This is a genomic window from Sphingopyxis sp. (genome assembly GCF_035998905.1).
Classification (GTDB): domain Bacteria; phylum Pseudomonadota; class Alphaproteobacteria; order Sphingomonadales; family Sphingomonadaceae; genus Sphingopyxis.
The window spans coordinates 61,838-87,972 of sequence record NZ_DASYHG010000010.1 but is presented as its reverse complement, the minus strand read 5'-3'; the positions used below and the strand labels follow the sequence as shown (position 1 = coordinate 87,972).

24 protein-coding genes are annotated in these 26,135 nt (G+C 65.5%); 20 read left to right on the top strand and 4 right to left on the bottom strand.

Annotated elements, in window-relative coordinates:
- Positions 1–113 precede the first annotated feature (113 nt).
- The 11 genes from zwf to VGN62_RS04245 all read left to right on the top strand — a co-directional run bounded on the left by zwf (position 114) and on the right by VGN62_RS04245 (position 14,426).
- Entirely contained in the window at positions 114–1,517 is a 1,404-nt protein-coding gene (gene zwf / locus VGN62_RS04295) for a glucose-6-phosphate dehydrogenase (protein ID WP_327451662.1), read from the top strand.
- A 47-nt stretch (positions 1,518–1,564) separates the two neighbouring features.
- Positions 1,565–3,406 carry a phosphogluconate dehydratase gene (edd, locus tag VGN62_RS04290; RefSeq protein ID WP_327451508.1) on the top strand — a complete coding sequence of 614 codons (1,842 nt, stop codon included), beginning with the start codon at positions 1,565–1,567 and terminating at the stop codon, positions 3,404–3,406.
- Positions 3,407–3,460: 54 nt separating this feature from the next.
- Positions 3,461–4,081: a bifunctional 4-hydroxy-2-oxoglutarate aldolase/2-dehydro-3-deoxy-phosphogluconate aldolase gene (gene eda, locus VGN62_RS04285; RefSeq protein WP_327451507.1), complete on the top strand. Its 621-nt coding sequence runs from the start codon at positions 3,461–3,463 to the stop codon at positions 4,079–4,081.
- Positions 4,082–4,169: 88 nt separating this feature from the next.
- Positions 4,170–5,768 (top strand): HAD-IB family hydrolase, encoded by a 1,599-nt coding sequence (locus tag VGN62_RS04280; RefSeq protein ID WP_327451506.1) that lies wholly within the window; start codon positions 4,170–4,172, stop codon positions 5,766–5,768.
- Between the two features lie 3 nt (positions 5,769–5,771).
- Positions 5,772–8,111 carry a glycerol-3-phosphate 1-O-acyltransferase gene (locus tag VGN62_RS04275; protein WP_327451505.1) on the top strand — a complete coding sequence of 780 codons (2,340 nt, stop codon included), beginning with the start codon at positions 5,772–5,774 and terminating at the stop codon, positions 8,109–8,111.
- Entirely contained in the window at positions 8,112–9,668 is a 1,557-nt protein-coding gene (locus VGN62_RS04270) for a wax ester/triacylglycerol synthase family O-acyltransferase (protein ID WP_327451504.1), read from the top strand.
- Positions 9,669–9,691: 23 nt separating this feature from the next.
- Positions 9,692–11,140 carry a DUF3336 domain-containing protein gene (locus VGN62_RS04265; RefSeq protein ID WP_327451503.1) on the top strand — a complete coding sequence of 483 codons (1,449 nt, stop codon included), beginning with the start codon at positions 9,692–9,694 and terminating at the stop codon, positions 11,138–11,140.
- A 2-nt stretch (positions 11,141–11,142) separates the two neighbouring features.
- The gene (locus VGN62_RS04260) at positions 11,143–12,003 is read left to right on the top strand and encodes an alpha/beta hydrolase (protein ID WP_327451502.1); all 861 of its coding nucleotides are present in this window, start codon (positions 11,143–11,145) and stop codon (positions 12,001–12,003) included.
- Positions 12,000–12,932, top strand: coding sequence for an alpha/beta fold hydrolase (locus VGN62_RS04255; RefSeq protein WP_327451501.1), 933 nt, complete (start codon positions 12,000–12,002; stop codon positions 12,930–12,932). The genes VGN62_RS04260 and VGN62_RS04255 overlap by 4 nt, the downstream gene beginning before the upstream one ends.
- Positions 12,933–12,972: 40 nt before the next feature.
- Entirely contained in the window at positions 12,973–13,974 is a 1,002-nt protein-coding gene (locus tag VGN62_RS04250) for an NAD(P)H-dependent glycerol-3-phosphate dehydrogenase (protein WP_327451500.1), read from the top strand.
- Between the two features lie 113 nt (positions 13,975–14,087).
- Positions 14,088–14,426: a hypothetical protein gene (locus VGN62_RS04245; protein WP_327451499.1), complete on the top strand. Its 339-nt coding sequence runs from the start codon at positions 14,088–14,090 to the stop codon at positions 14,424–14,426.
- Between the two features lie 78 nt (positions 14,427–14,504).
- Here VGN62_RS04245 and VGN62_RS04240 read toward each other — a convergent pair whose 3' ends face one another.
- Positions 14,505–15,128: a TlpA disulfide reductase family protein gene (locus VGN62_RS04240; protein WP_327451498.1), complete on the bottom strand. Its 624-nt coding sequence runs from the start codon at positions 15,126–15,128 to the stop codon at positions 14,505–14,507.
- On the opposite strand from VGN62_RS04240, the gene argH reads away from it, so the two are divergent.
- From argH to VGN62_RS04215, 5 genes are read left to right on the top strand one after another with little or no spacing between them, the layout of a single operon-like run.
- Positions 15,127–16,503, top strand: a complete 1,377-nt coding sequence (gene argH, locus VGN62_RS04235) for an argininosuccinate lyase (RefSeq protein ID WP_327451661.1) — start codon at positions 15,127–15,129, stop codon at positions 16,501–16,503. The two genes, VGN62_RS04240 and argH, sit on opposite strands and share 2 nt — an antisense overlap.
- Positions 16,503–16,754: a hypothetical protein gene (locus VGN62_RS04230; RefSeq protein WP_327451497.1), complete on the top strand. Its 252-nt coding sequence runs from the start codon at positions 16,503–16,505 to the stop codon at positions 16,752–16,754. The genes argH and VGN62_RS04230 overlap by 1 nt, the downstream gene beginning before the upstream one ends.
- A 16-nt stretch (positions 16,755–16,770) precedes the next feature.
- A complete protein-coding gene (gene lysA, locus VGN62_RS04225) occupies positions 16,771–18,036 on the top strand; it encodes a diaminopimelate decarboxylase (protein ID WP_327451496.1) in 1,266 nt (421 codons plus the stop codon).
- 2 nt (positions 18,037–18,038) lie between these two features.
- On the top strand, positions 18,039–18,806 hold the full coding sequence (locus VGN62_RS04220) for a siroheme synthase (RefSeq protein WP_327451495.1): 768 nt from the start codon (positions 18,039–18,041) through the stop codon (positions 18,804–18,806).
- Positions 18,807–18,845: 39 nt separating this feature from the next.
- Positions 18,846–19,214, top strand: coding sequence for a hypothetical protein (locus VGN62_RS04215; protein WP_327451494.1), 369 nt, complete (start codon positions 18,846–18,848; stop codon positions 19,212–19,214).
- Here the strand turns inward: VGN62_RS04215 and VGN62_RS04210 are convergent.
- Complete coding sequence (locus tag VGN62_RS04210) at positions 19,211–20,161, bottom strand: beta-propeller fold lactonase family protein (protein WP_327451493.1); 951 nt, start codon at positions 20,159–20,161, stop codon at positions 19,211–19,213. The two genes, VGN62_RS04215 and VGN62_RS04210, sit on opposite strands and share 4 nt — an antisense overlap.
- Positions 20,162–20,334: 173 nt before the next feature.
- On the opposite strand from VGN62_RS04210, the gene VGN62_RS04205 reads away from it, so the two are divergent.
- Genes VGN62_RS04205 through lepA form a run of 4 tightly spaced genes read left to right on the top strand, consistent with a single transcriptional unit; the run spans position 20,335 to position 24,366 of the window.
- Entirely contained in the window at positions 20,335–20,481 is a 147-nt protein-coding gene (locus tag VGN62_RS04205; protein ID WP_327451492.1) for a hypothetical protein, read from the top strand.
- Positions 20,482–20,539: 58 nt separating this feature from the next.
- Positions 20,540–21,625, top strand: a complete 1,086-nt coding sequence (locus VGN62_RS04200; RefSeq protein ID WP_327451491.1) for a HEAT repeat domain-containing protein — start codon at positions 20,540–20,542, stop codon at positions 21,623–21,625.
- Positions 21,613–22,497 carry a transposase gene (locus tag VGN62_RS04195; RefSeq protein ID WP_327451490.1) on the top strand — a complete coding sequence of 295 codons (885 nt, stop codon included), beginning with the start codon at positions 21,613–21,615 and terminating at the stop codon, positions 22,495–22,497. The genes VGN62_RS04200 and VGN62_RS04195 overlap by 13 nt, the downstream gene beginning before the upstream one ends.
- A gap of 45 nt (positions 22,498–22,542) precedes the next feature.
- Positions 22,543–24,366, top strand: a complete 1,824-nt coding sequence (gene lepA / locus VGN62_RS04190) for a translation elongation factor 4 (RefSeq protein ID WP_192646945.1) — start codon at positions 22,543–22,545, stop codon at positions 24,364–24,366.
- Between the two features lie 54 nt (positions 24,367–24,420).
- Here lepA and VGN62_RS04185 read toward each other — a convergent pair whose 3' ends face one another.
- Together VGN62_RS04185 and VGN62_RS04180 are read right to left on the bottom strand one after the other, a co-directional pair.
- Positions 24,421–24,981: an MvaI/BcnI family restriction endonuclease gene (locus VGN62_RS04185; protein ID WP_327451489.1), complete on the bottom strand. Its 561-nt coding sequence runs from the start codon at positions 24,979–24,981 to the stop codon at positions 24,421–24,423.
- Positions 24,982–25,363: 382 nt separating this feature from the next.
- Positions 25,364–26,134 carry an HNH endonuclease gene (locus VGN62_RS04180; protein WP_327451488.1) on the bottom strand — a complete coding sequence of 257 codons (771 nt, stop codon included), beginning with the start codon at positions 26,132–26,134 and terminating at the stop codon, positions 25,364–25,366.
- Between the last annotated feature and the right edge of the window lies 1 nt (position 26,135).

Genomic DNA, 26,135 nt, shown 5'->3' with positions numbered 1-26,135 from the left:
CATTCGCGCGGCGCATCCTCCACTTCTGACCGCGGATATCCAAGGGGACGAGCGTGAGCGTGAAAGTCGAAACACTGGTGCTGTTCGGCGCAACGGGCGACCTTGCGCAGCGCATGCTCTTTCCCTCGCTTTACAATCTCCATCTCGACGGGCTGCTCGCCGACGCGCTGACGATCATCGGGTCGGGGCGGTCGACGATGGACCGCGCGGCGTTCCAGTCGCAGGTGCGCGCGGCGCTGGCCGAGCATCTGCCCGCCGACCGCATCGACGACGCGGGGGTCGCGGCGTTCCTCGACCGCATCGATTATTGCGCCATCGATGCCGGAGCCGGCGCGGGTTACGACGATCTCGCGGCGTTGCTCGGCGAACGAATGCGGCGCCCGATCGGCGTCTATCTCTCGACCCCGCCGTCGATGTTCGGCCCGATCGCGCAAGGGTTGAAAGCCGCCGGGATCGCATGCGCCGAATGCCGCATCGCGATGGAAAAACCGATCGGCCACGACCTTGCCTCGTCGCGGGACGTCAACGCGCAGGTCGGCGATGCCTTTGCCGAGGACCGCGTTTTCCGCATCGACCATTATCTCGGCAAGGAAACGGTGCAGAACCTGCTCGCGCTGCGCTTTGCCAACATGCTCTTCGAGCCGCTGTGGAATGCGCAGGCGATCGACCATGTCCAGATCACCGTCGCCGAAACTGTGGGGCTCGAGGGACGCGTCTCCTATTATGACGGCGTCGGCGCGCTGAAGGATATGGTGCAGAACCATATGCTGCAATTGCTCGCGATCATCGCGATGGAGCCGCCGTCGAGCGTCTCGTCGACCGCGGTGCGCGACGAAAAGGTAAAGCTGCTGCGCTCGCTGCGCCGCATGACTGCCGAGGATGTGAAGGCGCACAGCGTCAAGGGCCAGTATACCAGCGGCGCGGTGAACGGCGGCGCGGTGGCAGGTTACGCCGACGAGCTCGGCAATCCGTCGAACACCGAAACCTTTGTCGCATTGAAGGCCTATATCGACAATTGGCGGTGGAAGGGCGTGCCCTTCTACCTCCGCACCGGCAAACGGATGCCCGAGCGCAAGTCCGAAGTGCTGATCCAGTTCAAGCCGGTGCCGCACAACATCTTCGCGCGCGTCGGCGCGGGCAAGCTCGATGCGAACAGCATGATCATCAACCTGCAGCCGGAGGAGAATATCCGGGTCAAGGTGATGGCGAAGCAGCCTGGGCTCGACCGCGACGGGGTGAAGCTCAAAGAGGTGACGATGGACGTCTCGCTCTCGCACAGCTTCGCCGGCGAGCGGCGGCGCATCGCTTACGAACGGCTGCTGCTCGATTTCATCGAGGGCGACCAGACGCTGTTCGTGCGCCGCGATGAGGTCGAGGCGCAGTGGCAGTGGATCGATTCGATCCGCGACGCGTGGGCCGAGGTCGACATGGCGCCGCAGAATTACACGGCGGGAAGCTGGGGCCCGTCGAGCGCCATCGCGCTGATCGAGCGCGACGGAGCGAGCTGGCATGACTGATGAAGAAACACGTCGCCCCGCCTTCGCGGAGGTGACGAGGAAGCAATATGACTGATCTGAACCCCACCATCGCAGCCGTCACCGGCCGTATCATCGAACGCAGCGCCCCGCGCCGCGCCGCCTATCTGGGCCTGATGGAGCGCCAGCGCGATGCCGGCACCAACCGCGGCAACCTGTCGTGCGGCAATCTCGCGCACGGCTTTGCGGCGGCAGGCGACGACAAGGCGGTGATCCGCACCGGTGCCGCGATGAACATCGGCATCGTTACCGCGTACAACGATATGCTCTCGGCGCATCAGCCCTATGGCCGCTATCCCGAGCAGATCAAACTCTTCGCGCGCGAAGTCGGCGCGACCGCGCAGGTCGCGGGCGGCGTCCCCGCGATGTGCGACGGGGTGACGCAGGGGCAGGCGGGCATGGACCTGTCATTGTTCAGCCGCGACAATATCGCGCAGGGCACGGCGATCGCGCTCAGCCACGCGATGTTCGAGGGCGCACTGCACCTCGGCATTTGCGACAAGATCGTACCCGGCCTCTTGATCGGCGCGCTGCGCTTCGGCCACCTGCCGCAAATTCTCGTCCCCGCGGGGCCGATGCCTTCGGGCCTCGCGAACAAGGAAAAGCAGCGCGTCCGCCAGCTTTATGCCGAAGGCAAGGCGACCCGCGACGAACTGCTCGAGGCCGAAGCCGCCTCCTATCATGGCGCGGGTACCTGCACCTTCTATGGCACCGCGAACAGCAACCAGATGATGATGGAACTGATGGGGCTGCACGTCCCCGGCAGCGCCTTTGCCAACCCCGGCACGAAGCTGCGGCAGGAACTCACGCGAGCGGCCGCGCACCGCGTCGCCGCGATCGGCTGGGACGGCGACGATTATCGTCCGCTGTCGCGCTGCATCGACGAGAAGGCGATCGTCAACGCCGCGATCGGGCTGCTCGCCACCGGCGGATCGACGAACCATGCGATCCACTTGCCGGCCATTGCACGGGCGGCGGGGATCATCATCGACTGGCAGGATTTCGACGAGCTGAGCCACGCGGTGCCTTTGCTTGCGCGCGTCTATCCGAACGGCGCGGGCGACGTGAACAATTTCCATGCCGCGGGCGGCATCGGTTATGTCGTGCGCGAACTTCTGGGTGCCGGGCTGCTCCACGGCGACGTGCTGACGGTCGGCGGGACGATGGCCGATTATGCGTCGGAACCGGTGCTCGTCGACGACGAGCTCCACTGGCAGGCGGCGCCCGAAACGAGCCGCGACGACGCGATGCTGCGCCCCGTCGCCGCGCCTTTCTCTCCCGACGGCGGGATGCGTTTGCTCGCGGGCAACCTCGGCCGCGCGATCATCAAGACGAGCGCGGTCGCCGAGGATCGCTGGACGATCGAGGCACCGTGCCGGATCTTCGACACGCAGGATGCGGTGCTCGCGGCGTTCAAGGCGGGCGAACTCGAACGCGACGTCATCGTCGTCGTGCGCTTTCAGGGGCCGCGCGCCAACGGCATGCCCGAACTCCACAAGCTGACGCCCGCATTGGGTGTGCTCCAGGATCGCGGCTTCCGCGTCGCGCTACTCACCGACGGCCGCATGTCGGGCGCGAGCGGCAAGGTGCCCGCAGTGATCCACCTGTCGCCCGAGGCCTTGCCCGGCACCGACGGCGTCAGTGGTCCGCTCGCCTTCCTCGTCGATGGCGACATCGTCCGCGTCTGCGCGCGCAAGGGCGAAGTGCTCGCGCTCGTCGACCCCGCGATCTGGGCCGCGCGCACCGCTGCGGTTCCGCCGCCACCCGCGGTCGGCGTCGGCCGCGAACTCTTCGCGCTGTTCCGCCACCATGCCGACGAAGCCGAAAAGGGCGGGTCGGCGGTCCTCGCTGCGATGGAAACAGTTATCTGAACCCGACCCGCTTGCCCCGCGGGCAGGCGACCCAAATTTCGAATGGAGTAGAGAATGTCCGACAGCGGTATCGAGCAGATCATGCGCCTCGCGCCGGTCATCCCGGTGATCGTCATCGACCGTGTCGAGGATGCGGTACCGATGGCCGAGGCGCTCGTCGCCGGCGGGCTCAAGGTGCTCGAAGTGACGATGCGCACCCCCGCCGCGCTCGACGCGATCCGGGCGATGAAAAGCGTGCCCGGCGCGGTCGTCGGCGCAGGCACCGTGCTCAATCCCCGGATGCTCAAGGATGCGCTCGATGCAGGCTCCGAGTTCATCGTCTCGCCCGGTCTGACCGACAGCCTTGGGCAGGCCGCGGTGACGAGCGGCATTCCCTTCCTGCCCGGCGTCGCCAACGCGACGAATATCATGGCGGGTCTCGATATCGGGCTCGACAGCTTCAAATTCTTCCCCGCCGCGACGAGCGGCGGCATCCCCGCGCTGAAGGCGCTCGCGGGGCCGTTCGGCGGGATCAACTTCTGCCCGACCGGCGGGATCAGCGCCGCCACCGCGCGCGAATGGCTCGCGCTCGATCCGGTGCTGTGCGTGGGGGGCAGCTGGGTCGTGCCCTCGGGGCCGCTCGATCCGGCGCGGATCGAAGCGCTGGCGCGCGAGGCGGCCGCGCTCGCGCCCTGACCGGCACGGCGAATTGGGCGCATTGATAAACGTCATCTTTACTGCCATCGTGCAGGGAAAGGCGGCAATATAGCCGCTTGGTGGGGAGATGTGCGTGCCGAGACCGCAGCCGCATTTGGAAGAAGTCCTGGCGTCCGAACCCGGACCGCATATCGCCGCGCTCTTCGATTTCGATGGAACGATCATCTCGGGCTATTCGGCGACCGCGATGCTGCGCGAGAAGTTCCAGCGCCGCGAAATGTCGGTCGAGGAGATCGCCGAGACCGCACAGGTCATCGCGCAGCATAGCCTTGGCACCATCGGTTTTTCGGGGCTGATGTCGGGCGCCGCCAAATTCATGAAGGGCGTCGACGAGGACAGCTTCATCGAATTCGGCGAGGAACTCTACAAGAAGCACATCGCGCGCAAGATTTACCCGGAGGCGCGCGCGATCATCGAGGCGCATCAGGCGAAGGGTCACCGCGTCGCGATCATCTCGTCGGCGACGATCTACCAGATCGAACCGACCGCGCGCGACCTTGGCATCACCGACATCAAATGCTCGGCCTACGAGATCGAGGATGGCGTCTTCACCGGCGAAATCATCCGGCCGCTCTGCTTTGGCGAGGGCAAGGTGCTCGCGGCCGAGGAACTCGCCGAGGAATATGGCCTCGATCTCGACCAGAGCTTTTTCTATTCGGACAGCGACGACGACATCGAACTGCTCGAGCGCGTCGGCAAGCCGCGACCGCTCAACCCGAACCTGAAACTGAAAGCGATCGCCGAGGAAAATGGCTGGCCTGTCCAGCGCTTCGGCAGCCGGGGCACGCCGTCGTGGGTCGATTACACGCGCACCATCTACGCGACCGGTTCGCTCGTTGGCGCCTTCGCCGCAGGCCTGCCGATCTGGGCGTTGACGCGTTCACAGCGCGAGGCGGCGAATTTCTCGATCGGGCTGTTCGGCGACTTCGCGACCGCGATCACCGGCGTCGAGCTGGAGGTCGAGGACGAGAAGAATCTCTGGTCCTCGCGCCCCTGCGTCTTCATCTTCAATCACCAGAGCAAGGCGGATGTGATGATCCTCGCCAAGCTCATCCGCCGCGACATGGGCGGGGTGGGCAAGAAAGAAATCAAGGACATCCCCATCCTCGGCAAGCTGATGGAATGGGGCGGCACCGTCTTCGTCGACCGCGCCGACGGCAAGAGCGCGATCAAGGCGATGGAGCCGCTGGTCGACGCGATCAAGGTCGAAGGCAAGTCGATCTGTATCTCGCCCGAAGGCACGCGCAGCCTGACGCCGAAGCTCGAACCGTTCAAGAAGGGCGCGTTCCACCTCGCGATGCAGGCCGGGGTGCCGATCGTGCCGATCGTGATCCACAATGCGACCGATGTCGCGCCGAAGAACGAGTTTGTGATGCGCCCCGCGACGGTGCGCGTCACCGTCCTGCCGCCGGTCGACACGTCGAAATGGAGCCCGCGGACAATCAATGCGCACGTCCGCGATGTCCGCAACATGTTCCTGCGGACGCTGGGGCAGCCCGAGGAAAGCGTGGCGGAATCGGTAGCGAAAGAGCCAACGCCCGAAGCCGCACCGCCCGCGACCAAGGCCGAAAAGGCCAAGCCGAAAAAGGCGGCCGCGAAGAAACCCGCCGCGAAGAAAAAGGGCCCCGCCAAAAAACCCGCGGCGGCCAAGGGAAAGACTGGCTAGGCGGTGGCCGACGGAACGCCCCGCACCCCGATCGTGGCGGAGGACGCGGCCGACCGGCTCTATATCATCGACGCGCGCAACGGGGTCGAGCGGCGGTTGCTGCTCGACTGGATACATTCGACGAGTGGCGATAACGAGCCGCAATGGGCGAGCCTCGCGATCGAGGACGACGATCATGCGCTGCCGCTCGACATGCTGCGCGCGCGGCTCGACGGATCGCCGTCGCGGCAGGTCGTGCCGCTGCGCGTCGCGTGGCGCATCCCGGGTTTCGAGCGCGACCGCGCGCTCAAATTCCGCCACATCCTTTTCGGCGATCCACGCCATCCCGGGCCGCTCCGCTCGCGGCTGATCCTGCTCCGCGACCGGCGCCGCGCCCAGATACTGGTCGGCGAAGCCGCCACGCTCGACGCGCTGCGCGACCGCTTCTGCCGCCAGACCGGCGGCGGCGATGGCGAGGGGACCGACAGTCCCGAATTCGCGGGCTTTGTTGCGCGGCAGGCGGGGCTCGCGCTCGACGTCGCCGAACGCGGCATCCGGGGAACAAGATACAAGGTGCCGCGCTTCGTCGCCGATGGCTTGCGCACCAGCCCCAAATTCCGCGCTGCGCTCGCCGACCTGTCCGAAACGACCGGCCGGCCTGTCGCCGAGCTTTTTCGTGAAGCCCGGCCGTTGATGAAGGAGGTCATCGCGCGACCGTCGGCGCTCTTCCTCGACCTGCGCGCGCGGCTCGACCGGATGATGTTCGGTGGCTACGCGCCCGAGATGGAGGTCGATGCCGCCGAGCTTGCGAGGCTACGCAACATATTGCGTGAACATCCGACCGCGATCCTGTTCACGCACAAGACCTATATCGACGGCGCGACGCCCAGCCGCCTCACTTACGAAAACGACATGCCGATGCTGCACAGCTTCGGCGGCGCGAACCTCGATTTTGCGGTGATGGGCGAATTCTTCCGCCGCTCGGGGATGATCTTCATCCGGCGCAGCTTCCAGGACCAGCCGGTCTACAAGCTCGTGCTGCGCCACTATATCGCGTGGCTGCTCGCGAAGCGTTTCCCCTTGAGCTGGGCGTTCGAGGGGACCCGCTCGCGGCTCGGCAAGCTGATGCCGCCCAAATATGGGCTGATGAAATATGTCCTCGACGCCGCCCATGCGACGGGGACGAAGGATGTGCATTTCGTCCCCTTCGTCACCAGTTTCGACCTGATCCGCGACGTCGAGGAATATGCCGCCGAACAGACCGGCCGGAACAAAAAGCCCGAAAGCCTTTCGTGGTTTCTCGGTTATATGAAGAGCCTGAAGGCGCCGTCGGGACGCATCCGGCTCGATATCGGCAACCCCGTCGTGATCGGGGAGGCACCCGGTCCCGACGACAAGCGCGCGCTCGAAACGATTGCCTTCGCGGTCGCGGTCGAGGCGAACCGCGTCACCCCGCTGACCGTCACCTCGGTGATGTGCCTGATCCTGCTCGGCATGGCGCCGCGCGGCGCGACCTCGGCCGAGTTGCTCGGCGCGATCGGCGCGGTGACCGATTGGGCCCGGGCGCGCGATATCCGCCTCAGCAGCGAGCTCGAAAGCGGTGACGATATGGCGCTATCGGCGACCGTCGACACGCTCGTCGAAAGCGGGCTGCTGACGCGCTATGAAGCGGGCAGCGAGAATGTCTATTCGATCGACCCCGCCAAGCATCCGATGGCGAGCTATTACCGCAACATCATCGCGCATCATTTCCTCGACCGCGCGATGATCGAACTTGCGCTGTTCGAGCTGCGCGACGGCGACAGCGGCGACGCGACCGCGGCCTTCTGGGCGAAGATCGATCGCCTGCGCGACCTGTTCAAATTCGAATTCTTCTATCCCCCGCGCGACGAGCACCGTGCCGCGATCGAGGCCGAGCTCGCGCGCATCGATCCCTTTTGGGACCGGCGGCTCGCCAGCGGTGACCGCGGCATTGCGCAGCTCCTTCGCCGTTGCCAGCCGGTTGTCGGTCACGCGATCCTGCTGCCCTTTGCTGAGGCCTATTCGGTCGTTGCCGGGCAGCTCGCGCGGGCAAAGCCGGGCGATGCCGTCGACGAACAGGCGCTGCTCGATGCCGCGCTGGCCGAAGGCAGGCAGGCGTATCTGCTCCGCCGGATCAGCAGCGAGGCCGCAATCGGAAAATTGCTCTTCGCCAACGGTCTGTCGCTGATGCGCCACATGGGGCTGACCGACGAGGCGACCCCGGTGAACCTCGCCGCGCGCCGCGCGCTGCTGATGGAACTGCGCGGCCTTGCCAACGTCATGGAAACGATGCGGCTGTCGACGGTCGCGCTTGCCGACCGTTTGCCGGGTTCAGGAGGATAGATGCTCAAACAGCTCAGCGCGCAGGACGCCCAGTTCCTCTACACGCAGACCGCGAACAACCTCACGCACATCATGGGGGTCTATATCTACGACCCTTCGACCGCGCCGGGCGGCTTCGTGCGCTTCAAGGATATCATCCGCCACGTCGAAAGCCGCGTCGACACCTCGCCCCTGTTCAAGCGCCGACTCCACCGCCTGCCGTTCGACATGGACCATCCCTATTGGGTCGAGGACGAGCATTTCGATATCGAGGCGCATATGAGCCACGCGCGCTTGCCCGAACCCGGCGATTGGCGGCAATTCTGTATCGCGGTCGCGCGCTGGTTTTCGAAGCCGATGGATATGAACCGTCCGCTCTGGGACATTTATATTATCGAGGGGCTCGACCGCATTCCGGGCATCCCGAAGGGCAGTTTCGCGATGCTGCACCGCGTCCACCACGCCGCGGTCGACGGTGCGTCGGGGGCGCACGCCTTCATCGCGATGAGCGATATCGATGCAAAGGGGACGCCCGCGATTCCCGAACCGCCGCCGGTCGAGGAACTGGGCAAGGCGCCGTCGAGCGCCGAAACGCTGTCGCGCGCCTGGTCGGCGTCGATGCAATCGCCGGTCAAGTTCATGAACGCGCTGATGAAGATGTCGCCCGCGATCATTTCGTCGGCGCGCAAATCGATTTCCGAAGGCGGCATGACCGCGGGCGTGCCCGAAACGCGCTTCAACGTGCCCGTCGGCCCGCACAAGATGTTCGATGCGACGACGGTCGCGCTGACCGACGTGGCCGAAATCCGCAAGAAGGTGCCCGGTGCGACGGTCAACGACGTCGTGCTGACGACCGTCGGCGGCGCGCTGCGCAAATATCTTCAGAAGCACAAGGAACTGCCGCAGGACAGCCTTGTCGCGGTCGCACCGATCAATCTGCGTGGGAAGGGCGGCAAGGCATCGAAGCCGGGAAATCAGGTATCGGCGATGAGCGTCCCGATCCGCACCGATATCGCCGATCCGCTCGAACGTCTCGCAGCGGTCCGCGATTATACGGTCGAGGCAAAGGAAGCGAAGGCAGGCGTGAGCGCGCGGATCATGACCGACCTGTCGCAGCATATCCCCGGCGCAACGATGGCCGCGGTCGCGCGGCTCGTCACCAGCGAGCGTTTCGCGGTGCGCGGTACCAATCTCTTCATCTCGAACGTGCCGGGCGCGCAGGTGCCGCTCTATCTGGCGGGGGCTCAGCTCGTGCAGCAGCACGGCATGGCGCCGCTCGCGAACAATATGGGGCTGTTCGTCGCAACGCCGAGCTACAACGGCCGCATCGCCTTTTCGATCATCGGCGAGCGCTCGATCATGCCCGACATCGCCTTTTTCCGCGAATGCATCGACGAGAGTTTCGCCGACCTGATGAAGGCCGCGCCGAAGCCCGAAAAGCCGATAGCCGCTACGGCAAAGCCGAAAGCGGCGCCGAAGCCGAAAGCGAAAGCGACGGCCGCGCCGAAACCTGCTGCGAAGGACAGGGTGAAACCGGTTGCCAAAGGCAACGCAACCGGCAAGAATCCGAAAAAATAACGATGCTCTCGCAGGACTACCGAATGCTCTTCACCCCGACGCTCAGCGCCGACCGCAACCTTGTTACCGCGCTCGACTACACCGCCTGGTCGAAAGCCGCGCAGGAGCATGACCGGAAATCGGGATTGCAGGCGTGGCGCGACGCCGACGAAAGCAAGCATTTCGATTATAAGGCGATCCGCGCGCGGCTCGAAAAGCTGCGCAAGCTGTCGGCGGCGGGCGACGTCAAGGGGCTGCTCTTCGTCCTCAACGAAGGCATCCACGGCAATATCGACGGCATGGGACACGAACGGCTGTATCAAAAGGCGCGTTTCGGCACGAAAAAGCTGATCGAGGATTATGTCGCCGAGGTCGTCGCCTCGCTCGACAAGATCGCTGCGGCGCGCAGCATCAGCCGCGAGGAAAAGCGCGACTTCTTCCGCCGTGCGCAGCATTGCTATGGCCGCTCGGCGCTCTTGCTTTCGGGCTCGGGCAGCTTCCTGTTCTTCCACATCGGCGTCGTGAAGGCCTTGTGGGAAGAAGGCGTATTGCCCGCGATCATGTCGGGCGCGAGCGGCGGGTCGATCGTCGCCGCCATCGTCTGCACGCGCAAGAATGCCGACATCGGCGCCTTCCTTGCCAGCAACCGTCTCGCCAATCCCGACCGCAATCCCGACCAAAAACGTCTCGCCGCCGATGAGGTACGCGCACGTCTCGCCGACCTGATTCCCGACCTCACCTTTCAGGAGGCCTATGAGGTCAGCGGCCGGCATCTGAACGTCTCGGTCGCGCCCGCCGAAAAGCATCAGAACGGTCGCCTGCTCAATGCGATCACCGCGCCCAATGTGCTGATCCGCGAAGCTGTGCTCGCGTCGTGCGCGGTGCCCGGCGTTTTTCCTCCGGTGATGTTGATGGCGCGCGACGACAGCGGCGCGCGCGTTCCGTACCAGCCCGACCGGCGCTGGGTCGACGGGTCGGTGACGCACGATATCCCGACCAAGCGGCTCGAACGGCTGTATGGGGTGAACCACCATATCGTCAGCCAGGCAAACCCGATCGCACTGCCCTTCGCCAGCGACACGCGCAAGCAGATGGCGCCGATCGAGGCGATCCAGCATGCGTCGATGGCGACCTTCAAGGCGTGGCTCAACGCCAATATGGTGATTTTCCAGAAACCGCTTGAGTTGATCCCGCCGATCAACAGCCTCGCCAACATGGCGCGCTCGGTGATCAATCAGGAATATACCGGCGACATCAACATCATCCGCCCGCCGAAATTCTGGTCGCCGACGAAGATCCTGTCCGACCTCGCGCAGGAGGATATCGACGAACTGATCGATACCGGCGAGCGCACCGCCTGGCCGAAGGTCGAGATGGTCCGCACCCAGACCGCGATCAGCCGCGCGCTCGAAGCGATCCTCGCGAAGATCGACAAGGCGGGCGACGACGGTCCCGGCCATCGCAGCGCGGCGCTCCAGAAAGCGGTGCGCTGAGCATGGCCGCGGGCGCGGTGATCCTGCCCGCCGAATCCGCGGGTGCGGGGGCAAAGCTGCATGTCACCCACTGGCTACCCGAAGGGCGGCCGCGCGCGGTGGTGCTGCTCGCGCATGGCTATGCCGAACATGCCGGCCGTTATGAATATGTCGCGAAGCGGCTGACCGATGCGGGCTATGCCATCTACGCCGTCGACCATTGGGGCCACGGTGCCTCGGACGGCGAGGGCGGCTATGTGCCGCGTTTTTCGGCTTTCCTCGACGGCATGGCCGAACTGCTCACGCTGGTCGAGATCAACCATGGCGACACGCCGCGGCTGCTGCTCGGCCACAGCATGGGTGGACTGATCGCGACCCTGTTTCTCGTCGAGCGCCAGCAAGCGTTCGTCGCGGCGGCCCTTTCCGGCCCCGCGATCCTGCCCGCCGAACCGCCGTCGCGCTTCACCGTGTGGATCAGCCGCTTCCTCTCGCGCTTCTTCCCGCGCCTCGGCGTGTTGGCGCTCGATTCCACCGGGGTGAGCCGCGATCCTCAGGTCGTCGCCGCCTATCAGGCCGACCCGCTCGTCTATGAAGGCAAGATCGGCGCGCGGCTCGGCAAGGAGTTCATGGACGCGATGGCGGTGGCGCAGGCCGACGCGCCGAAGATCCACCTGCCGATCCTGATCCAGCATGGTGAAGCCGACCGGCTCACCGCGCCCGCGGGGTCGCGTTACCTGTTTGCCAATGTCGCGTCGACCGACAAACGCCTCGAAATCTATCCGGGCCTGTTCCACGAAATCTATAACGAGCCCGAGCGCGATGCGGTGCTCGATGACCTCGTCGGCTGGTTCGACGCGCATGTGAAGGGCCGCGCCGCGACATGAGAATCCTCCTCGTCCTCCTCTTCGCGCCGCTGATCGCACTCGTGCTGATGTATTTCCTCTTCCCCGGCCGTCTCGTCGCGCTTGGACGCGCCTTGCTCCGCCGCCGCGGCCGGACGGTGCAGAAGAAGGTCACGGTCGACGGCCGCATCTGGCCCTATCTCGAAGGCGGCGATCCGTCGAAGCCGCTGCTGCTGCTCGTCCATGGTTTCGCCGGCGACAAGGATAATTGGTCGATGATCGCGCCGTATCTGACGCGCGACTATCATGTCATCGCCCCCGACCTGCCCGGCTTCGGCGAAAATGAGCGCAACCCCGACCTCGCCTATGACCTGCAGGCGCAGACCGCGCGGCTCAAGGCGTTCGCCGATACGCTCGGCCTCCGGCGCCCGCATGTCGCGGGCAACAGCATGGGCGGCTGGATCGCGCTGCGTTACGCGATCGATTATCCCGATGCGCTCGCCAGCCTGATCCTGCTCGACAATGCCGGGGTCAATGGCGCGAACGAGAGCGAGCTTCAGAAACAGGCCGCGAACGAGGATTATAATCCGCTCGTTCTTGCCAATCTGGCGGATGCCGACCGGCTGGTGGCGATGGTCGTCCACAAGCCGCCCTATCTCCCCGCGCGACTGAAGCCGGTCTTTTATGCCGACGCGCTCAAATATCGCGACCAGCTCGACAAAATCTTCTGGGTGATCGCCACCGAAGGCCGCGACCATCCGCTCAACGACCGACTCGGCGAGGTGAAGGTGCCGACGCTGATCATCTGGGGCCGCCACGACCAGCTGCTCGACGTGAGCTGCGTTCCGGTGCTCGAAGCCGGGATTGCAGGAAGCGAGAGCCATATCTTCGAACATGTGGGGCACGTCCCGATGATCGAGGATCCGAAGGCGACCGCCGCGGTGATGAAGGGCTTCCTTGCCAAGCATTGAAACTGCCGCCAGTCTCTTCCGAAAATAGCGGGAGAGGCCAATGCGGTTGAAGGTGGGGCTGCTCGGTGGGGGCAGTTGGGGGACGACGGTCGCCTCGGTGGTGTCGCGCAACGCGCCGATCACATTGTGGGCGCGCGACGCCGAGACCGTGGACGACATCAACACGCACCGCGAGAATCGTAAATATCTGCCCGGCATATCGCTGCCGCCGATCCTCCGTGCCACGAACGACATGGCCGAAGTCGTAGCGGGCGCCGATGTGCTCGTGATGGGCGTGCCGTCGCACAGCTTCCGCGCGGTGCTCGAGGAAGCGCGCAATCATCTGCGTCCGTGGGTGCCGGTGATCAGCCTGACCAAGGGACTCGAACTGGCATCGGGCAAACGCATGACCGAGCTGATCGAGGAGGTGCTTCCGGGTCACCCCGTCGGCGTGCTCACCGGGCCGAACCTCGCGCGCGAGATCATGACCGGGCAGGCGGCCGCAAGCGTCCTGTCGATGGAAGACGAGATTGTCGTGCGCGCGCTCCAGCCGGTGTTCCACTCGGGGCTGTTCCGCGTCTACACCAACACCGACCTGCTTGGCTGCGAGCTCGGCGGGGTGCTCAAGAATATCATCGCGATCGCGGTCGGCATGGGCGACGGGCTTGGGGCCGGCGACAACACGCGTTCGGCGCTGATGACGCGCGGGCTTTCGGAAATCACCCGGCTCGGCGTAGCGATGGGCGGGCGCGCGGAGACCTTCGCGGGCCTCACCGGCATGGGCGACCTCATCGCGACCTGCACCAGTCCCTTGTCGCGCAACCGCCACGTCGGGGTCGAACTCGGCAAGGGGCGCCCGATCGACGAGATCATCGCGGGGATGAACATGGTCGCCGAGGGGGTGAAGAGCGCGCCGGCCGTCATCGCGCTTGCCGAAAAACACGGCCTCGACATGCCGATCGCGCGCGATGTCTATGATGTGACGCAGGGAAAACGCAGCGCGCAGGAGGTGTTTCGCGGCCTGCTTCGCTCCGCCGTTGGCGACGAAGCGCACCCCGGCTGAGCGATTCCGCCGCGACCCGTGTCATTTCGGCGATCAGCCGGGAATAAAAGCGCGATCTGCTTCGTTGACTCCCCTGACCGCCCCCGAACGGGCGGACAATCAGGAGATGGACGATGAAAAAATGGACCACCCTAGCCGCTTGTCTGGCTCTTCCCGCCACCGCCGCCGTGGCCGCCGTTCCCTATGGCGCGATGCCGCCGGGATTCGAGGCGCCGCATATCCGCACGTCGCCGATCGCGGGCGTCGTCAACCAGCATTGGTATAATTACAAGGCCGACATCCTGGAGGCGGAGAAGGAGCTGCGCAGCGACCTTCGCCACGCGACCGACCGCGAGGATCGCTGGGACGCGTGGGATGAATGGGAGACCGAGGTGGTCGATGCCGACAAGGATTATGTGAAGGAAATGCGCAAGAAGGGCTATCGCAGCGGCCGTGTGACGGTCGGCGGATAAGCTCTCCCGAGTTCCCCGGAGCCCTCTCCGGGTCGCAGGGAAGGGCGGGCGTCATGGGGCGCCCGTCCTTTCTTGTTTTCAGGACTTGGCCTCGGCCAGCAGCGCCGTCGCTTCCGCGCCCTGCCAGTCTATCGCCCCGACGACGCGCCAGATTTCGCGGCCATCGGCGTCATAATAGATGCTCGTGGGCAGCGCGCTGCTCGCGGCATCGAGCAGCCCGTTTTCGGGGTCGACATAGGGCTGCAGCGCCTTCAGCCCCGCCTTCTGGAACCACGGGTCGACAATCTCGGCGCCCTGCAGATCCTGCGCGACCGCGATCACCGCCATGCGATCGCCCCTTTTCGCCGCGAGCGCATCGAGCGTCGGCATTTCGGCGACGCACGGCGCGCACCATGTCGCCCACAGGTTGACGAGCAGCGGCCGGCCCCGGAACGCGGCGAGCGTAACCGGCGCATCGTCGGGACCGCGGAAAGCCACGTCAGGCGCCATCTTGCCCTTCTGGCTGCGGTCGACCTGGTGCTGGAAATGGCCGACGCCCTTCGCTTGGCCCGCCGAAACATTTGCTTGGCCTTGCCCCGCTTGCCCGCCCGCCTGCTTTTCCCTATCGCAGCCGGCGATTGATCCGGCCAGAAGCACGGCGAGGATCGCAAGATACGGGCTTGGAACGCGGCGGATGGCGAATACTCCGGATAGCAACAGCATGTGGGGCGGCCGCTTCGGTGGCGGACCCGCGGCGATCATGCAAGAGATTAACGCCTCGATCCCGATCGACAAGCGCCTGTGGGAAGAAGATATCGCGGCGAGCCGCGCGCACGCCGCGATGCTCGGCGCCGCGGGAATCATCGGCGCCGACGACGCCATCGTGATCGACCGCGGGCTGGCCCAGATCGCTGGGGAATTCGCGGCGAACGGCGTGCCCGTCGACCTGAGCCTCGAAGACATCCACATGACGGTCGAATCGCGGCTGAAGGAGCTCGTCGGCGAAGCCGCCGGGCGGCTCCACACCGCGCGATCGCGCAACGATCAGGTCGCGACCGATTTTCGCCTGTGGGTGCGCACCGCATGCGAGCGGATCGATACGGGGCTCGCCGCGATCCAGGCCGCGCTGCTGACGCGTGCCGAAGAACATGCCGACAGCATCATGCCCGGCTTCACGCACCTCCAGGTCGCGCAGCCGGTGACGCTCGGCCACCACCTGCTCGCCTATGTCGAGATGTTCGGCCGCGACCGCTCGCGCTTCGCCGATGCGCGCCGCCGCCTCAACGAATCGCCGCTCGGCGCCGCGGCACTGGCGGGGACGGGTTTCCCCGTTGATCGCCATGCGACCGCCGCGGCGCTCGGCTTCGACCGCCCGATGGCGAACAGCATCGATGCCGTCTCCGACCGCGATTTCGCGCTCGAATTCTGCGCGTCGGCATCGATCTCGGCGATCCATTTGTCGCGCCTTGCCGAAGAAATCGTGATCTGGGCCAGCCAGCCCTTCGGATTCATCAGCCTGCCCGACGCCTGGTCGACGGGCAGTTCGATCATGCCGCAAAAGCGCAACCCCGACGCCGCCGAGCTGGTGCGCGGGCGCGCGGGGCTGCTGCTCGGCGCCTTTCAGCGGCTCGCCGTGATCGTGAAGGGTCTGCCGCTCACTTATTCCAAGGATTTGCAGGACGACAAGGAAACCGTCTTCGGCGCCTTCGACGCGCTCGCGCTGTCGCTCGCGGCGATGACGGGCATGGTCGAAACGCTGACCTTCCGCACCGACCGCATGCGCGCGCTCGCCGCATCGGGCTATTCGACCGCGACCGACCTTGCCGACTGGCTGGTGCGCGAGGCGGGGCTGCCGTTCCGCGACGCGCATCATGTCGTCGGTGCCTGCGTGAAGCGCGCCGAGGAACTGGGTGTCGAACTGTCGGCGCTGCCCGCGGGCGACGCCGCCGCGATCCATGCCGCGGTCACCCCCGACGTGCTCGCGGCGCTGACCGTCGAGGCATCGGTCGCCAGCCGCACGAGCTATGGCGGCACCGCGCCGGAACGGGTAAGGCAGGCCATCGCCGCGGCCCGTGCGGCGCTCGAAGGAACGACTTGATGGCGACGAAGCGCCTCATCATCACAACGCTCGCTGCAACCGCGCTGCTCGGCGCTTGCGGCAGCAAGGAAGATCTGAAGCCCGTGGCAGGTCAGCCTGCCGCGGCAATTCCCGTTGGCGCCAAGCGCGCCCCGACGACGGAGGAGCTTACGACGCCTGACGCGCAGGCCCGGCCAGCGCGCAGCGACGAACTTCTCAAACGGTCCGAACAACGCGAACCCGACGATTTTGATCTGCCGCCCCCGGGCTGAGCTTCAGGACTTAAAAATGAATCATTTTGAAATTCGTGACGGCGTGATGCACGCCGAAGACATTCCCTTGCCGCGCATCGCCGAGGAAATCGGCACCCCCGTCTACGTCTATTCGCGCGCGACGCTCGAACGCCATGCGCAGGCGTTTCGCGACGGGCTGAAGGATGTGCCGAAGAAGCATCTCGCCTTCGCGATCAAGAGCAACCCCAACCTTGGTGTGCTGCGCGTGCTCGCGCGGCAGGGCTATGGCGCCGACGTCGTGTCGGGCGGCGAACTCGAACGCGCATTGGCTGCGGGAATGGCTGCCGAGGACATCGTCTTTTCGGGCGTCGGAAAGACCCGCGCCGAGCTCGCGCTGGGGCTCGACCGCGGCATCGGCCAGTTCAACATCGAGCATGAGCCCGAGGGCGTCGCGCTCGCCGAGATCGCACTCGCCAAGGAAATGACCGCCCCCGCGGTACTCCGCGTCAATCCCGACGTCGATGCGGGCACGCATGCGAAGATTTCGACCGGCAAGGCCGAGAACAAGTTCGGCGTCGGCATCGACGTCGCCCCCGAAATCTTCGCGCGGCTGTCGGCGCTACCGGGGCTCAACATGCGCGGCATCGCGGTCCATATCGGCAGCCAGCTCACCAGCCTCGCCCCGTTCGAAGCAGCGTTCCAGCGCGTGGGCGAACTCGTCGCCGACCTGCGTGCCGCGGGGCACAGCATCACCCATGTCGACCTCGGCGGCGGGCTTGGCGTCCCGTACCGCGCGGGCGACAATATCATTCCGCCGTCGCCCGCCGATTATGGCGCGATGGTCGCGCGTGTGACCAGGGACTGGGACGTCACGCTGATGTTCGAACCCGGCCGCGTCATTGCGGGCAATTCGGGGATCTTGCTGACCGAGACCTTGTGGGTGAAGCCCGGCGCAACGCATCCCTTCGTCATCGTCGACGCGGCGATGAACGACCTTGCCAGGCCCGCGCTCTACGATGCCTGGCACGATTTTGTCGCGGTAAAGCCGTCGGGTGAGACCATGACCGCGTCGATCGTCGGCCCGGTCTGCGAAACCGGCGACACCTTTGCGCGCGACCGGCTGATCGACAAGGTCGAGCCGGGCGATCTCGCGGTTTTCTGCAGCGCGGGCGCCTATGGCGCGACGATGGCGTCGACCTATAACAGCCGCAGCCTCGTTCCCGAGGTGCTCGTCGATGGCGACCGCTACGCCGTCGTCGCCGATCGCATCGCCGCGGGCACGATCATGGCCGCCGAACGCGTGCCCGACTGGATCGACTGACGATGGAACAGCTGCCCCTCTTCCTCAACCTCCGCGGCCGCACGGTCGTGCTGGTCGGGGAAGGGGAGGCGGCCGATGCCAAGGCGCGGCTGATCGCGCGCGCGGGCGGGCGCATCGTTCGGGCGTGGGAGGAAGGCGCGGCAATCGCCTTCGTCGCGCTGGACAATGAGAACGAAGCACGCGCTGCCGCCGAAGCACTCCGCGCGCACGCGCTGCTCGTGAATGTCGTCGATCGTCCCGACCTTTGCGATTTCACCACCCCCGCAATCGTCGACCGCGCCCCCGTCACGATCGCCATCGGCACCGGCGGCGCGTCGGCCGGCCTCGCGAAGGCGGTGCGCCAGCGGATCGAGGCGCTGCTCCCCCCGCGCCTCGGAGCGCTCGCTTCGGCACTTCACGCCGCGCGCGATGCCCTGAAAGCGCGCTGGCCTGCCGCCGCCGACCGCCGCCGCGCCATCGACGCCGCGCTGGCGAGCGGCGCGGTGCTCGACCCGCTCGACAATGACGCGGCGGACAAGCTCGAAATATGGCTCGCTGGCGATACTCCAACCCGGCCTTCGCGCCTCGAAACGATCCACCTGACCAGCCCCGACCCTGACGAACTCACCTTGCGCGCCGCGCGCCTGCTGGGGGAGGCCGATCATATCTATCATCCGGCCGCCATCCCGGCCGCAATCCTCGACCGCGCCCGCGCCGATGCGGTTCGGCACGTCGCGGATGCGCCACCCTCCGCCCCGCAGCCCGGACTTTCGCTATGGCTTGCGCTCTGAGCGCGGCGTAAGATCCGGGAAATGCTTCGGGAGATGAGAATGTTGCGCGCCATTTCATTGGGCTGCCTCCTCGCGGCCGCCGCGAGCACGGCCGCCGCGGCGCAGCTTTCGGAGGGTGATCGCGCTGAGTTCGAAACCGCCACCAACGCCTTCACCGGATGCCTGCGCGCGAGCGTCCAGATGGGCATGACGACGAAGATGGACCCGGCGAAGTTCAAGGAAGGCTTTGCGAAAAGCTGCAAGGAGGAGGAAGCGCGTTTCCGGCGCGTGGCGGTCAAGGTCGCGATGGCGAGCGGCCGTTCGGAAACGGATGCCGCCGCGGAAATCGACGGCAATATCGCGAACGGCCGGCGCGCGTTCGCCGCCGATCAGGAAAGCTATATCAAGACCGGGAAAGTGCCCCGCTAGGGCGCGATCGCCAGCCCGTCGCCATTCTTCCCCGCCGCGATTCGGCGCAGCACCTCGCCGCTCGCGACGTCGATTTCCGCTACCTTGTCGTGCCCCGTTTCGGCGGCATAGAGCCGCTGCGAATCGGCGCTGAACAGCAAGGTGACCTGCCCCTTCGCCTGCTCGCCCGACACCTTGATCGTCTTCACCAGCGCGCGTGTCGCGGCGTCGAACAGGCTGATCGTCCCCGCCGCGATATTGCTCGTCGCGACCAGCTTGCCGTCGGGGCTCGCGAGCACGCGGATCGCGACCGGGTCGACCGGCTGTTCGGCGACCTTCTTGCCCGTCTTCGTATCCCAGACCGACACGCGCGGCGCGTCGAGGTCACCGACCCACAGCTCGCGCCCGCGCTTGGTCAGCGCGATCCCTTCGGGCTTGCCGCCGACGGCGAGGTCGCGCAGCTTCTTCCCCGTCTTCAGGTCGAGCACGCTCACCGTCCCCGATCCGATATTGGCGGTATAGGCGGTGCGATTATCGGGCGCGACGACGATCATATGCGTGCCCTTCTGCCCGGTAGAGATCGAGGTCAGCTTGCCATAGGGAGCGACCACCGCGACCGACTCGCTGCCTTCGGTCGTCGCGACGAGCCGCCCGTCGGACAGCCACAGCAGCCCGTGCGGCCGCTGGTTCGGGCTGAGGTCGATCGTGCGCAGCTTCGTCCGGCGCGCGACGTCGAACACATCGATCGTCGTGCTGCCATAGGCGACGACCGCCGCCTGCTTGCCGTCGGGTGAAATCGCGATTTCGTGCGGCATCTTGCCGGTCGGCAGCCGCGCCAGCTCTTCGCCCGACGCCAGCGCGACGAGGCTCAGCGTGTCTTCGCCCTTGTTGCCGACGAGCAGGGTTTCCGCTGCGGCGGGAGCCGCGAACGACAGGGCGAAAAGGGCGGCGGCGATGGCTTGGCGCATGACAGGTCTCCCGGTTTCGATGCGCATCCTATCCGCGCCGCGCGGCGCGGCAACCGCGCTTCGACCAACGACCGCGCCGTCCATTACGATAAGTTAACTGGGCGCCGCGCCTGCCGCTTCCTAGCCCTGTCATCGGCGGCCGGGTCGCGTCGCCGATGACAGGGGAGGGAAATATGGAATTGCCAACGATCGACATCGAAGCGCTGCCGTTGCTCGACACCGCGGTCGGGCTGTTCGGCTCGCTCGTCGGTGAAAGCGCATCGTCGGGCCCGTCGGTGTTCGAGCTTGCCGTCACCATTGCGTTGATCATCTACGATTGAGCGGCGCGGGAAGCGCGCCGCCGGTAGGTGGCGCGCTTCCCGCTGCGCCTGCGCGATGATGGCATCACGCTCCCGCCACGATCATTTCCCCCGCGCCGACGCGGCGCGCCGCCTTGCGATGCGCCGGGCGGCGGGCGATCTCGATGCGGCGTGGAGGGCCGCCGATATCGCGCCCGACGGGCTGTTTGCCGCGATCGACGCGCTCGCCGACGTGCCGCCCGATGTCGCGATCGCGCGGCTCATGCCCTGGCTGTCGGACAGGCAATGGCTCGACGGCCGGATCGATGCGGCGCTCGCTCTGCTGAGGGCCGATCTCTTCGCCCGTCCGCCGCTGCGGCTCGTCGGGGGCGGCGACGGTGGCGGGGGCGGGCTTGTCCTTGCCGACCGGGGTGCGATCCGCCTGACGCTCCAGTTCCGCCCGCTCGCGGCAGGGGCACCCGCTCCTGCCGCCGTCTTTGTCCCCGGCCGCGCGGCATTCCACATCCTCGCCGACGGCGGTGCGTCGATCCGCCTGCACGAGGTCGCGGTCAGTGCTGCGGAAGAAGGCGGCGGCTTCACCGCGGCCGCGGCCGCATCCTGCCGCAGCGCCGCGCCGCGCCCGCTGCAAAAGGGGGAGGCATTGCTGCTCGACACCGCGCGCCAGAGCTTCACGCTCGAAAATGGGTGTGCGGGCGCCTCAGGCGACGTGCTGCTCCTCGAACTTGCCGTCCAGCCGCCGTCGTGCCTCCCGATCCGCGCCTATGACGTCGCCAGCGGCCGCCTGACGCATGTCAGCGCGTCGCGGCGCGACAGCAGCTTCCGCGCGATGGCGCTCGCGCTGCTGCGCCAGTTTGGTCGCACCGACGCCGCCGCCTTCTTTGTCGCCGAGACGAAAGCCGGGGATTTCGCCGCGCGCTGGAACGCGATGCGCGAACTTGTCGCGCTCGACCCCGCCACGGCGCGTCCGCTGCTCGCTGCGATGGCCGCGTCCGACCCGCATCCCGAGGTGCGCCGCGCCGCCGCCGCGACGTACGCGTTCTTCTCCCTGCCTTCCGGTGAGACGGGGCGGGAGGGGGGTGGAGGGCCGGGGCCTTGCACAAGCCCAGCGCCCTCTACCCCCATATCGGCACCCTGCGACCGCGACCCGCTCGCATGCCGCGCCTGATAGACCCGCCCGCCGGCGCCGCGCTCGACCTCGCCGAGGTCGCCGCGCGGCTTGACGAAAGCGGCGTCGACCTCTCCGACGAGGACGGCATCGCGCACTGCACGGCGATCCTCGCGGGGCTCGCGCGCAACCGCGACTTCCTCGCCGACAGCGTCGTCGCCGCGCTCAAGGCAAGCTACGCCGACCAGCTCACCCTCAACCTTTATTCGGCGCAGGTCTTCCTCCTTCACCGCAGCGCGCGTGGCTTCTATCTTCGTGCCAATTTGTGGCCCTCGGTGCGCGACGCTGCCTATGCGGCCAGCGGCCCCGCCACCTTCGCTTACGGCCTGCCGCACGACCATAATTTCAGTTTCCTCACCGCGGGCTATTTCGGCCCCGGCTATGTCAGCGACTATTATGACTATGACCCCGAAGCCGTCGACGGCCGCCTCGGCGAGCCGCTCGACCTGAAATTCGTCGAGCGCAGCCAGCTCGGCGAAGGCAAGATGATGCTCTACCGCGCGCACCGCGATATCCACAGCCAGCTCCCGCCCGAAACCCTCTCGGTCAGCCTCAATATCATGGACGAGGGCGAGAATATCCCCTGGCGCGACCAATATATCGTCGACATCGAAGCCGGCACGATCGCCAGGCGCCCGACGCTCACCAGCGGCGAAATGCTCCTCCGCTGCGCGGTCCATCTGACCGAAAATGGGCGCGATATCGCCGAACAGTTTGCCAAGGCGCACCCCGTTCCGCGGGTACGCGCGAATGCGATCGCGGCGCTGGCGGCGGCGGCGGAGGGCGACGAACGCGATGCCATATTCGAGCGCGGAATCATGGACGCCGACGCACGGGTACGAGACGATTGCTGGCGCTGGTTGGGGCGCTAGCTTCCCCTGCTGACAGCGCGGCTTTCGCCTGCTAGTGCGCCGCGCATGACCACGCCTTTGTCCCATATCCGCAATTTTTCGATCATCGCGCACATCGATCACGGGAAATCCACGCTCGCCGACCGCCTGATCCAGTTCACCGGGGGGCTCACCGCGCGCGAGATGTCGGCGCAAGTCCTTGATAATATGGATATCGAGAAGGAGCGCGGGATCACGATCAAGGCGCAGACGGTGCGCCTGAAATACAAGGCGCACGACGGCGAGACGTATGAGCTCAACCTGATGGACACGCCAGGTCACGTCGACTTCGCCTATGAAGTGTCGCGGTCGCTTGCCGCGTGCGAGGGCGCTTTGCTCGTCGTCGACGCGGCGCAGGGGGTCGAGGCGCAGACGCTCGCGAACGTGTACCAGTCGATCGAGCATGATCATGAGATCGTGCCGGTGATCAACAAGATCGACCTGCCCGCAGCCGACGTCGACAAGGTGAAGGCCGAGATCGAGGACATCATCGGCTTGCCTGCCGACGACGCGGTGCTCGCGAGCGCCAAGTCGGGCATCGGCATCGAGGAATGCCTCGAGGCGATCGTCACCAAGATCCCGCCGCCGAAGGGCGACGCCGCGGCGCCGCTGCTCGCGATGCTCGTCGACAGCTGGTATGACCCCTATCTGGGCGTCGTCATCCTCGTCCGCGTCGTCGACGGGATCCTGAAAAAAGGCCAGCAGATCAAGTTCATGCAGGCGGGCACAACCCATTTGATCGACCGCGTCGGCTGTTTTACGCCGAAGCGCGAGGAGCTGACCGAGATCGGCCCCGGCGAGATCGGCTTCATCACCGCGCAGATCAAGGACGTCGCGCAGGCGCGCGTCGGCGACACGGTGACCGACGCGAAGAAACCCGCCGCCAACCCGCTGCCGGGGTTCAAGGAAGTCCAGCCGGTCGTCTTTTGCGGCCTGTTCCCGACCGACGCGAACGACTTCGAGAAGCTCCGCGAAAGCATCCAGAAGCTCCGCCTCAACGACGCGAGCTTCTCGTTCGAGATGGAAAGCTCGGCCGCGCTCGGCTTCGGCTTCCGCTGCGGCTTCCTCGGCCTGCTGCACCTAGAGATCATCCAGGAGCGGCTGACGCGCGAATATGACCTCGACCTGATCACGACGGCGCCGTCGGTGGTGTACAAGCTGAAGCTGAGCCACACGAAGAATGAGGCGGCGAAGGAGATCGAGCTCCACAATCCCGCCGACATGCCCGACCCGAACCGCATCGACGAGATCGAGGAGCCGTGGATCGAGGCGGTGATTTACGTGCCCGACGATTATCTCGGCCCGATCCTGAAGCTGTGTCAGGACCGCCGCGGGGTGCAGAAGAACCTCACCTATGTGGGCGGCCGCGCGCAGATCACCTATGAACTGCCGCTCAACGAGGTGGTCTTCGACTTCTACGACCGGCTGAAGAGCATTTCCCGCGGCTATGCGTCGTTCGACTATCACCAGATCGGCCACCGCGCCGGCGACCTCGTCAAGATGAGCATCCTCGTCAACAACGAGCCGGTCGACGCGCTGAGCATGATCGTGCATCGGGGTTCGGCGGAAAGCCGCGGCCGCGGCATGTGCGAGCGGCTGAAGGACCTGATCCCGCGCCACATGTTCAAGATCCCGATCCAGGCCGCGATCGGCGGCAAGGTGATCGCCCGCGAAACCATCGCCGCGCTGCGCAAGGACGTGACCGCCAAATGCTACGGCGGCGACGCGACCCGCAAGAAAAAGCTGCTGGAGAAGCAGAAGGAAGGCAAAAAGCGGATGCGCGAATATGGCAATGTGAACATTCCGCAGGAGGCGTTTATCGCGGCGCTGCGGATGGGGGATGATGCGTAACGAGCGATTTGCGCCTGACGTTGAGAGTAGTCACTGAAAGCGCCTGCAAGCGGGTCATAGCTGAACGACTTCATGACGCCGATAGAGCTGGGTCAGATCGGCGTGCGCAACCCGGAACTGGCTTCGTCGTTTGATCTGCGGCGCGCCGGACGACGCGTTTTCGACCTTCACGGCGGGATCGTAGTAGATTTTCCCGGCCGCAAAGGCTTGCAGGAACAGCAGAAAGTCGGTCTGATCGCAAAGCAACAGCTTCGCGCCATAGCGATATTCGGGGGGCGGGGTCCGGAAAAGAGCGGGCACATAGGCGGCTTGCGCATGCTTGCGGTTCCAATGCGCCATCATGGCTTTGAAGGTCCATGAAGCGGCAACGTCTCCGGTTGCGTCGATGAGCGCGATGCTCCCATCGAGATCGGTGATCCTGCCCGTTGCTTCGTCATATCCGGTCAGCGTCATGCGCAGGCCAGTCAATGCGTGATGTGCCCGCCGACAGTCATACCGGCCGCCAAAGTTGAAGCGGTCGGGCTTGCCCGCCTGATCGGGATAGCCGAAGCGCTTCATGAACGCGGCGACGCCTTCGGTGCGGTAGAGGCCGCCCGTCGGCTCCGGCGTCATCAACGTGACCGGCGACCGGGGCTTGAAGGAGATGAAATCGCGAACGCCATATTTGCTTTACTTCCCATCCCATGAAATCCGGCTCGGCACAGCGGGGAACCGGGAGCGATAGGCTGCTATCTACCGATATCCCAACTCATCCACTTTGCGCCAACGCATCGGTTTTCCAATGGGTCTGTAAACCCGCAATCCATGGCTTTCGCCGAGGCAGAGGTTGCTATTCCAAATATCGGCTGCAAGCGATTCCAAGTCTTTTACGTGAGCGTAGGTCCCGCAAATTTCTTGCACGATCTCTTTTGAGCGCACCGACCTGATTCGGATTGCGAACTTCCGTTCATCTGGGGGCATTGCGCACATTTCCCGAATATTAATTCGTTTTGGCAGTTTAGAAATCAACCTTGCTATTGTGAACTTCTAATAGGTCCAGATCGGGGGCGATGTGGGTAGGGTGCCTAATGGATTGGCCGTCGTACGGCGCAAAGTAGGACCGCGTTTCGTGACTTTTGCTGGCCAATAATTGGGGCGAAATTCTGATCTTAAGTTCTGGCGTCACGGTCATCAGGTAGGCGTCGAATGCCCGGTCAAATGTTGCCGAGAGGCACAATCCATTTCGAGGGTTGTGACGGTTCGGTATGTCCGCGCTCCATGGAGAGATGTGACTGGCGATTAGCAGTCGAGGCTCAAGAATCCCGGTGACGCAGCAAGAGTCATTGAAGTTTGCCAGTACGGCGCGCCGGAAGAAGTTCTGGCCTAGGCGTTGCTCGATTTGCACGCGTCGACTCGTTTTGCCGTCAACGGAAGCGTACTCGAAATTTGGTTCAACCTCTTGGGCGAGATGATTGTCTATTTCCTCCGGCGAGCTTAGGTCTCCGCCGCTCTCCACAATAAGTTTCGTCCAATCGTCGTGAAACTGATTCCAGATTTTGCGATCGAGGGCGCTTGCGCCGGTTAAACCTTTCCGGCCGCTCTCCACGATTTTCGGATCTAAGCTAGCAAAGTTCGCTAGTTTCATTGCTACCGCAGAGGGGGTGCGGCCTAGTTCACCTGCCAACGCAATAATTTCAGGATTCCGTTGGTCCAATTGCCCGAAGGGAAGCTGAAAATAGAGAAACAGAGCCTTCTTAGTCTGCGCTTCGGTCCAAAGAACTACGGCCATA

Coding starts and splice junctions, on each gene's coding strand:
- VGN62_RS04255 (WP_327451501.1), top strand. CDS start 12,000: ATGAGAATCCTCCTCGTCCTCCTCTTCGCGCCGCTGATCGCACTCGTG.
- VGN62_RS04270 (WP_327451504.1), top strand. CDS start 8,112: ATGCTCAAACAGCTCAGCGCGCAGGACGCCCAGTTCCTCTACACGCAG.
- lepA (WP_192646945.1), top strand. CDS start 22,543: ATGACCACGCCTTTGTCCCATATCCGCAATTTTTCGATCATCGCGCAC.
- VGN62_RS04250 (WP_327451500.1), top strand. CDS start 12,973: ATGCGGTTGAAGGTGGGGCTGCTCGGTGGGGGCAGTTGGGGGACGACG.
- VGN62_RS04240 (WP_327451498.1), bottom strand. CDS start 15,128: ATGCTGTTGCTATCCGGAGTATTCGCCATCCGCCGCGTTCCAAGCCCG.
- VGN62_RS04215 (WP_327451494.1), top strand. CDS start 18,846: ATGTTGCGCGCCATTTCATTGGGCTGCCTCCTCGCGGCCGCCGCGAGC.
- eda (WP_327451507.1), top strand. CDS start 3,461: ATGTCCGACAGCGGTATCGAGCAGATCATGCGCCTCGCGCCGGTCATC.
- VGN62_RS04180 (WP_327451488.1), bottom strand. CDS start 26,134: ATGGCCGTAGTTCTTTGGACCGAAGCGCAGACTAAGAAGGCTCTGTTT.
- VGN62_RS04280 (WP_327451506.1), top strand. CDS start 4,170: ATGTGCGTGCCGAGACCGCAGCCGCATTTGGAAGAAGTCCTGGCGTCC.
- VGN62_RS04200 (WP_327451491.1), top strand. CDS start 20,540: ATGGCATCACGCTCCCGCCACGATCATTTCCCCCGCGCCGACGCGGCG.
- VGN62_RS04220 (WP_327451495.1), top strand. CDS start 18,039: ATGGAACAGCTGCCCCTCTTCCTCAACCTCCGCGGCCGCACGGTCGTG.
- VGN62_RS04230 (WP_327451497.1), top strand. CDS start 16,503: ATGGCGACGAAGCGCCTCATCATCACAACGCTCGCTGCAACCGCGCTG.
- VGN62_RS04265 (WP_327451503.1), top strand. CDS start 9,692: ATGCTCTTCACCCCGACGCTCAGCGCCGACCGCAACCTTGTTACCGCG.
- VGN62_RS04260 (WP_327451502.1), top strand. CDS start 11,143: ATGGCCGCGGGCGCGGTGATCCTGCCCGCCGAATCCGCGGGTGCGGGG.
- VGN62_RS04245 (WP_327451499.1), top strand. CDS start 14,088: ATGAAAAAATGGACCACCCTAGCCGCTTGTCTGGCTCTTCCCGCCACC.
- VGN62_RS04195 (WP_327451490.1), top strand. CDS start 21,613: ATGCCGCGCCTGATAGACCCGCCCGCCGGCGCCGCGCTCGACCTCGCC.
- VGN62_RS04210 (WP_327451493.1), bottom strand. CDS start 20,161: ATGCGCCAAGCCATCGCCGCCGCCCTTTTCGCCCTGTCGTTCGCGGCT.
- edd (WP_327451508.1), top strand. CDS start 1,565: ATGACTGATCTGAACCCCACCATCGCAGCCGTCACCGGCCGTATCATC.
- lysA (WP_327451496.1), top strand. CDS start 16,771: ATGAATCATTTTGAAATTCGTGACGGCGTGATGCACGCCGAAGACATT.
- VGN62_RS04205 (WP_327451492.1), top strand. CDS start 20,335: ATGGAATTGCCAACGATCGACATCGAAGCGCTGCCGTTGCTCGACACC.
- argH (WP_327451661.1), top strand. CDS start 15,127: ATGTGGGGCGGCCGCTTCGGTGGCGGACCCGCGGCGATCATGCAAGAG.
- zwf (WP_327451662.1), top strand. CDS start 114: ATGCTCTTTCCCTCGCTTTACAATCTCCATCTCGACGGGCTGCTCGCC.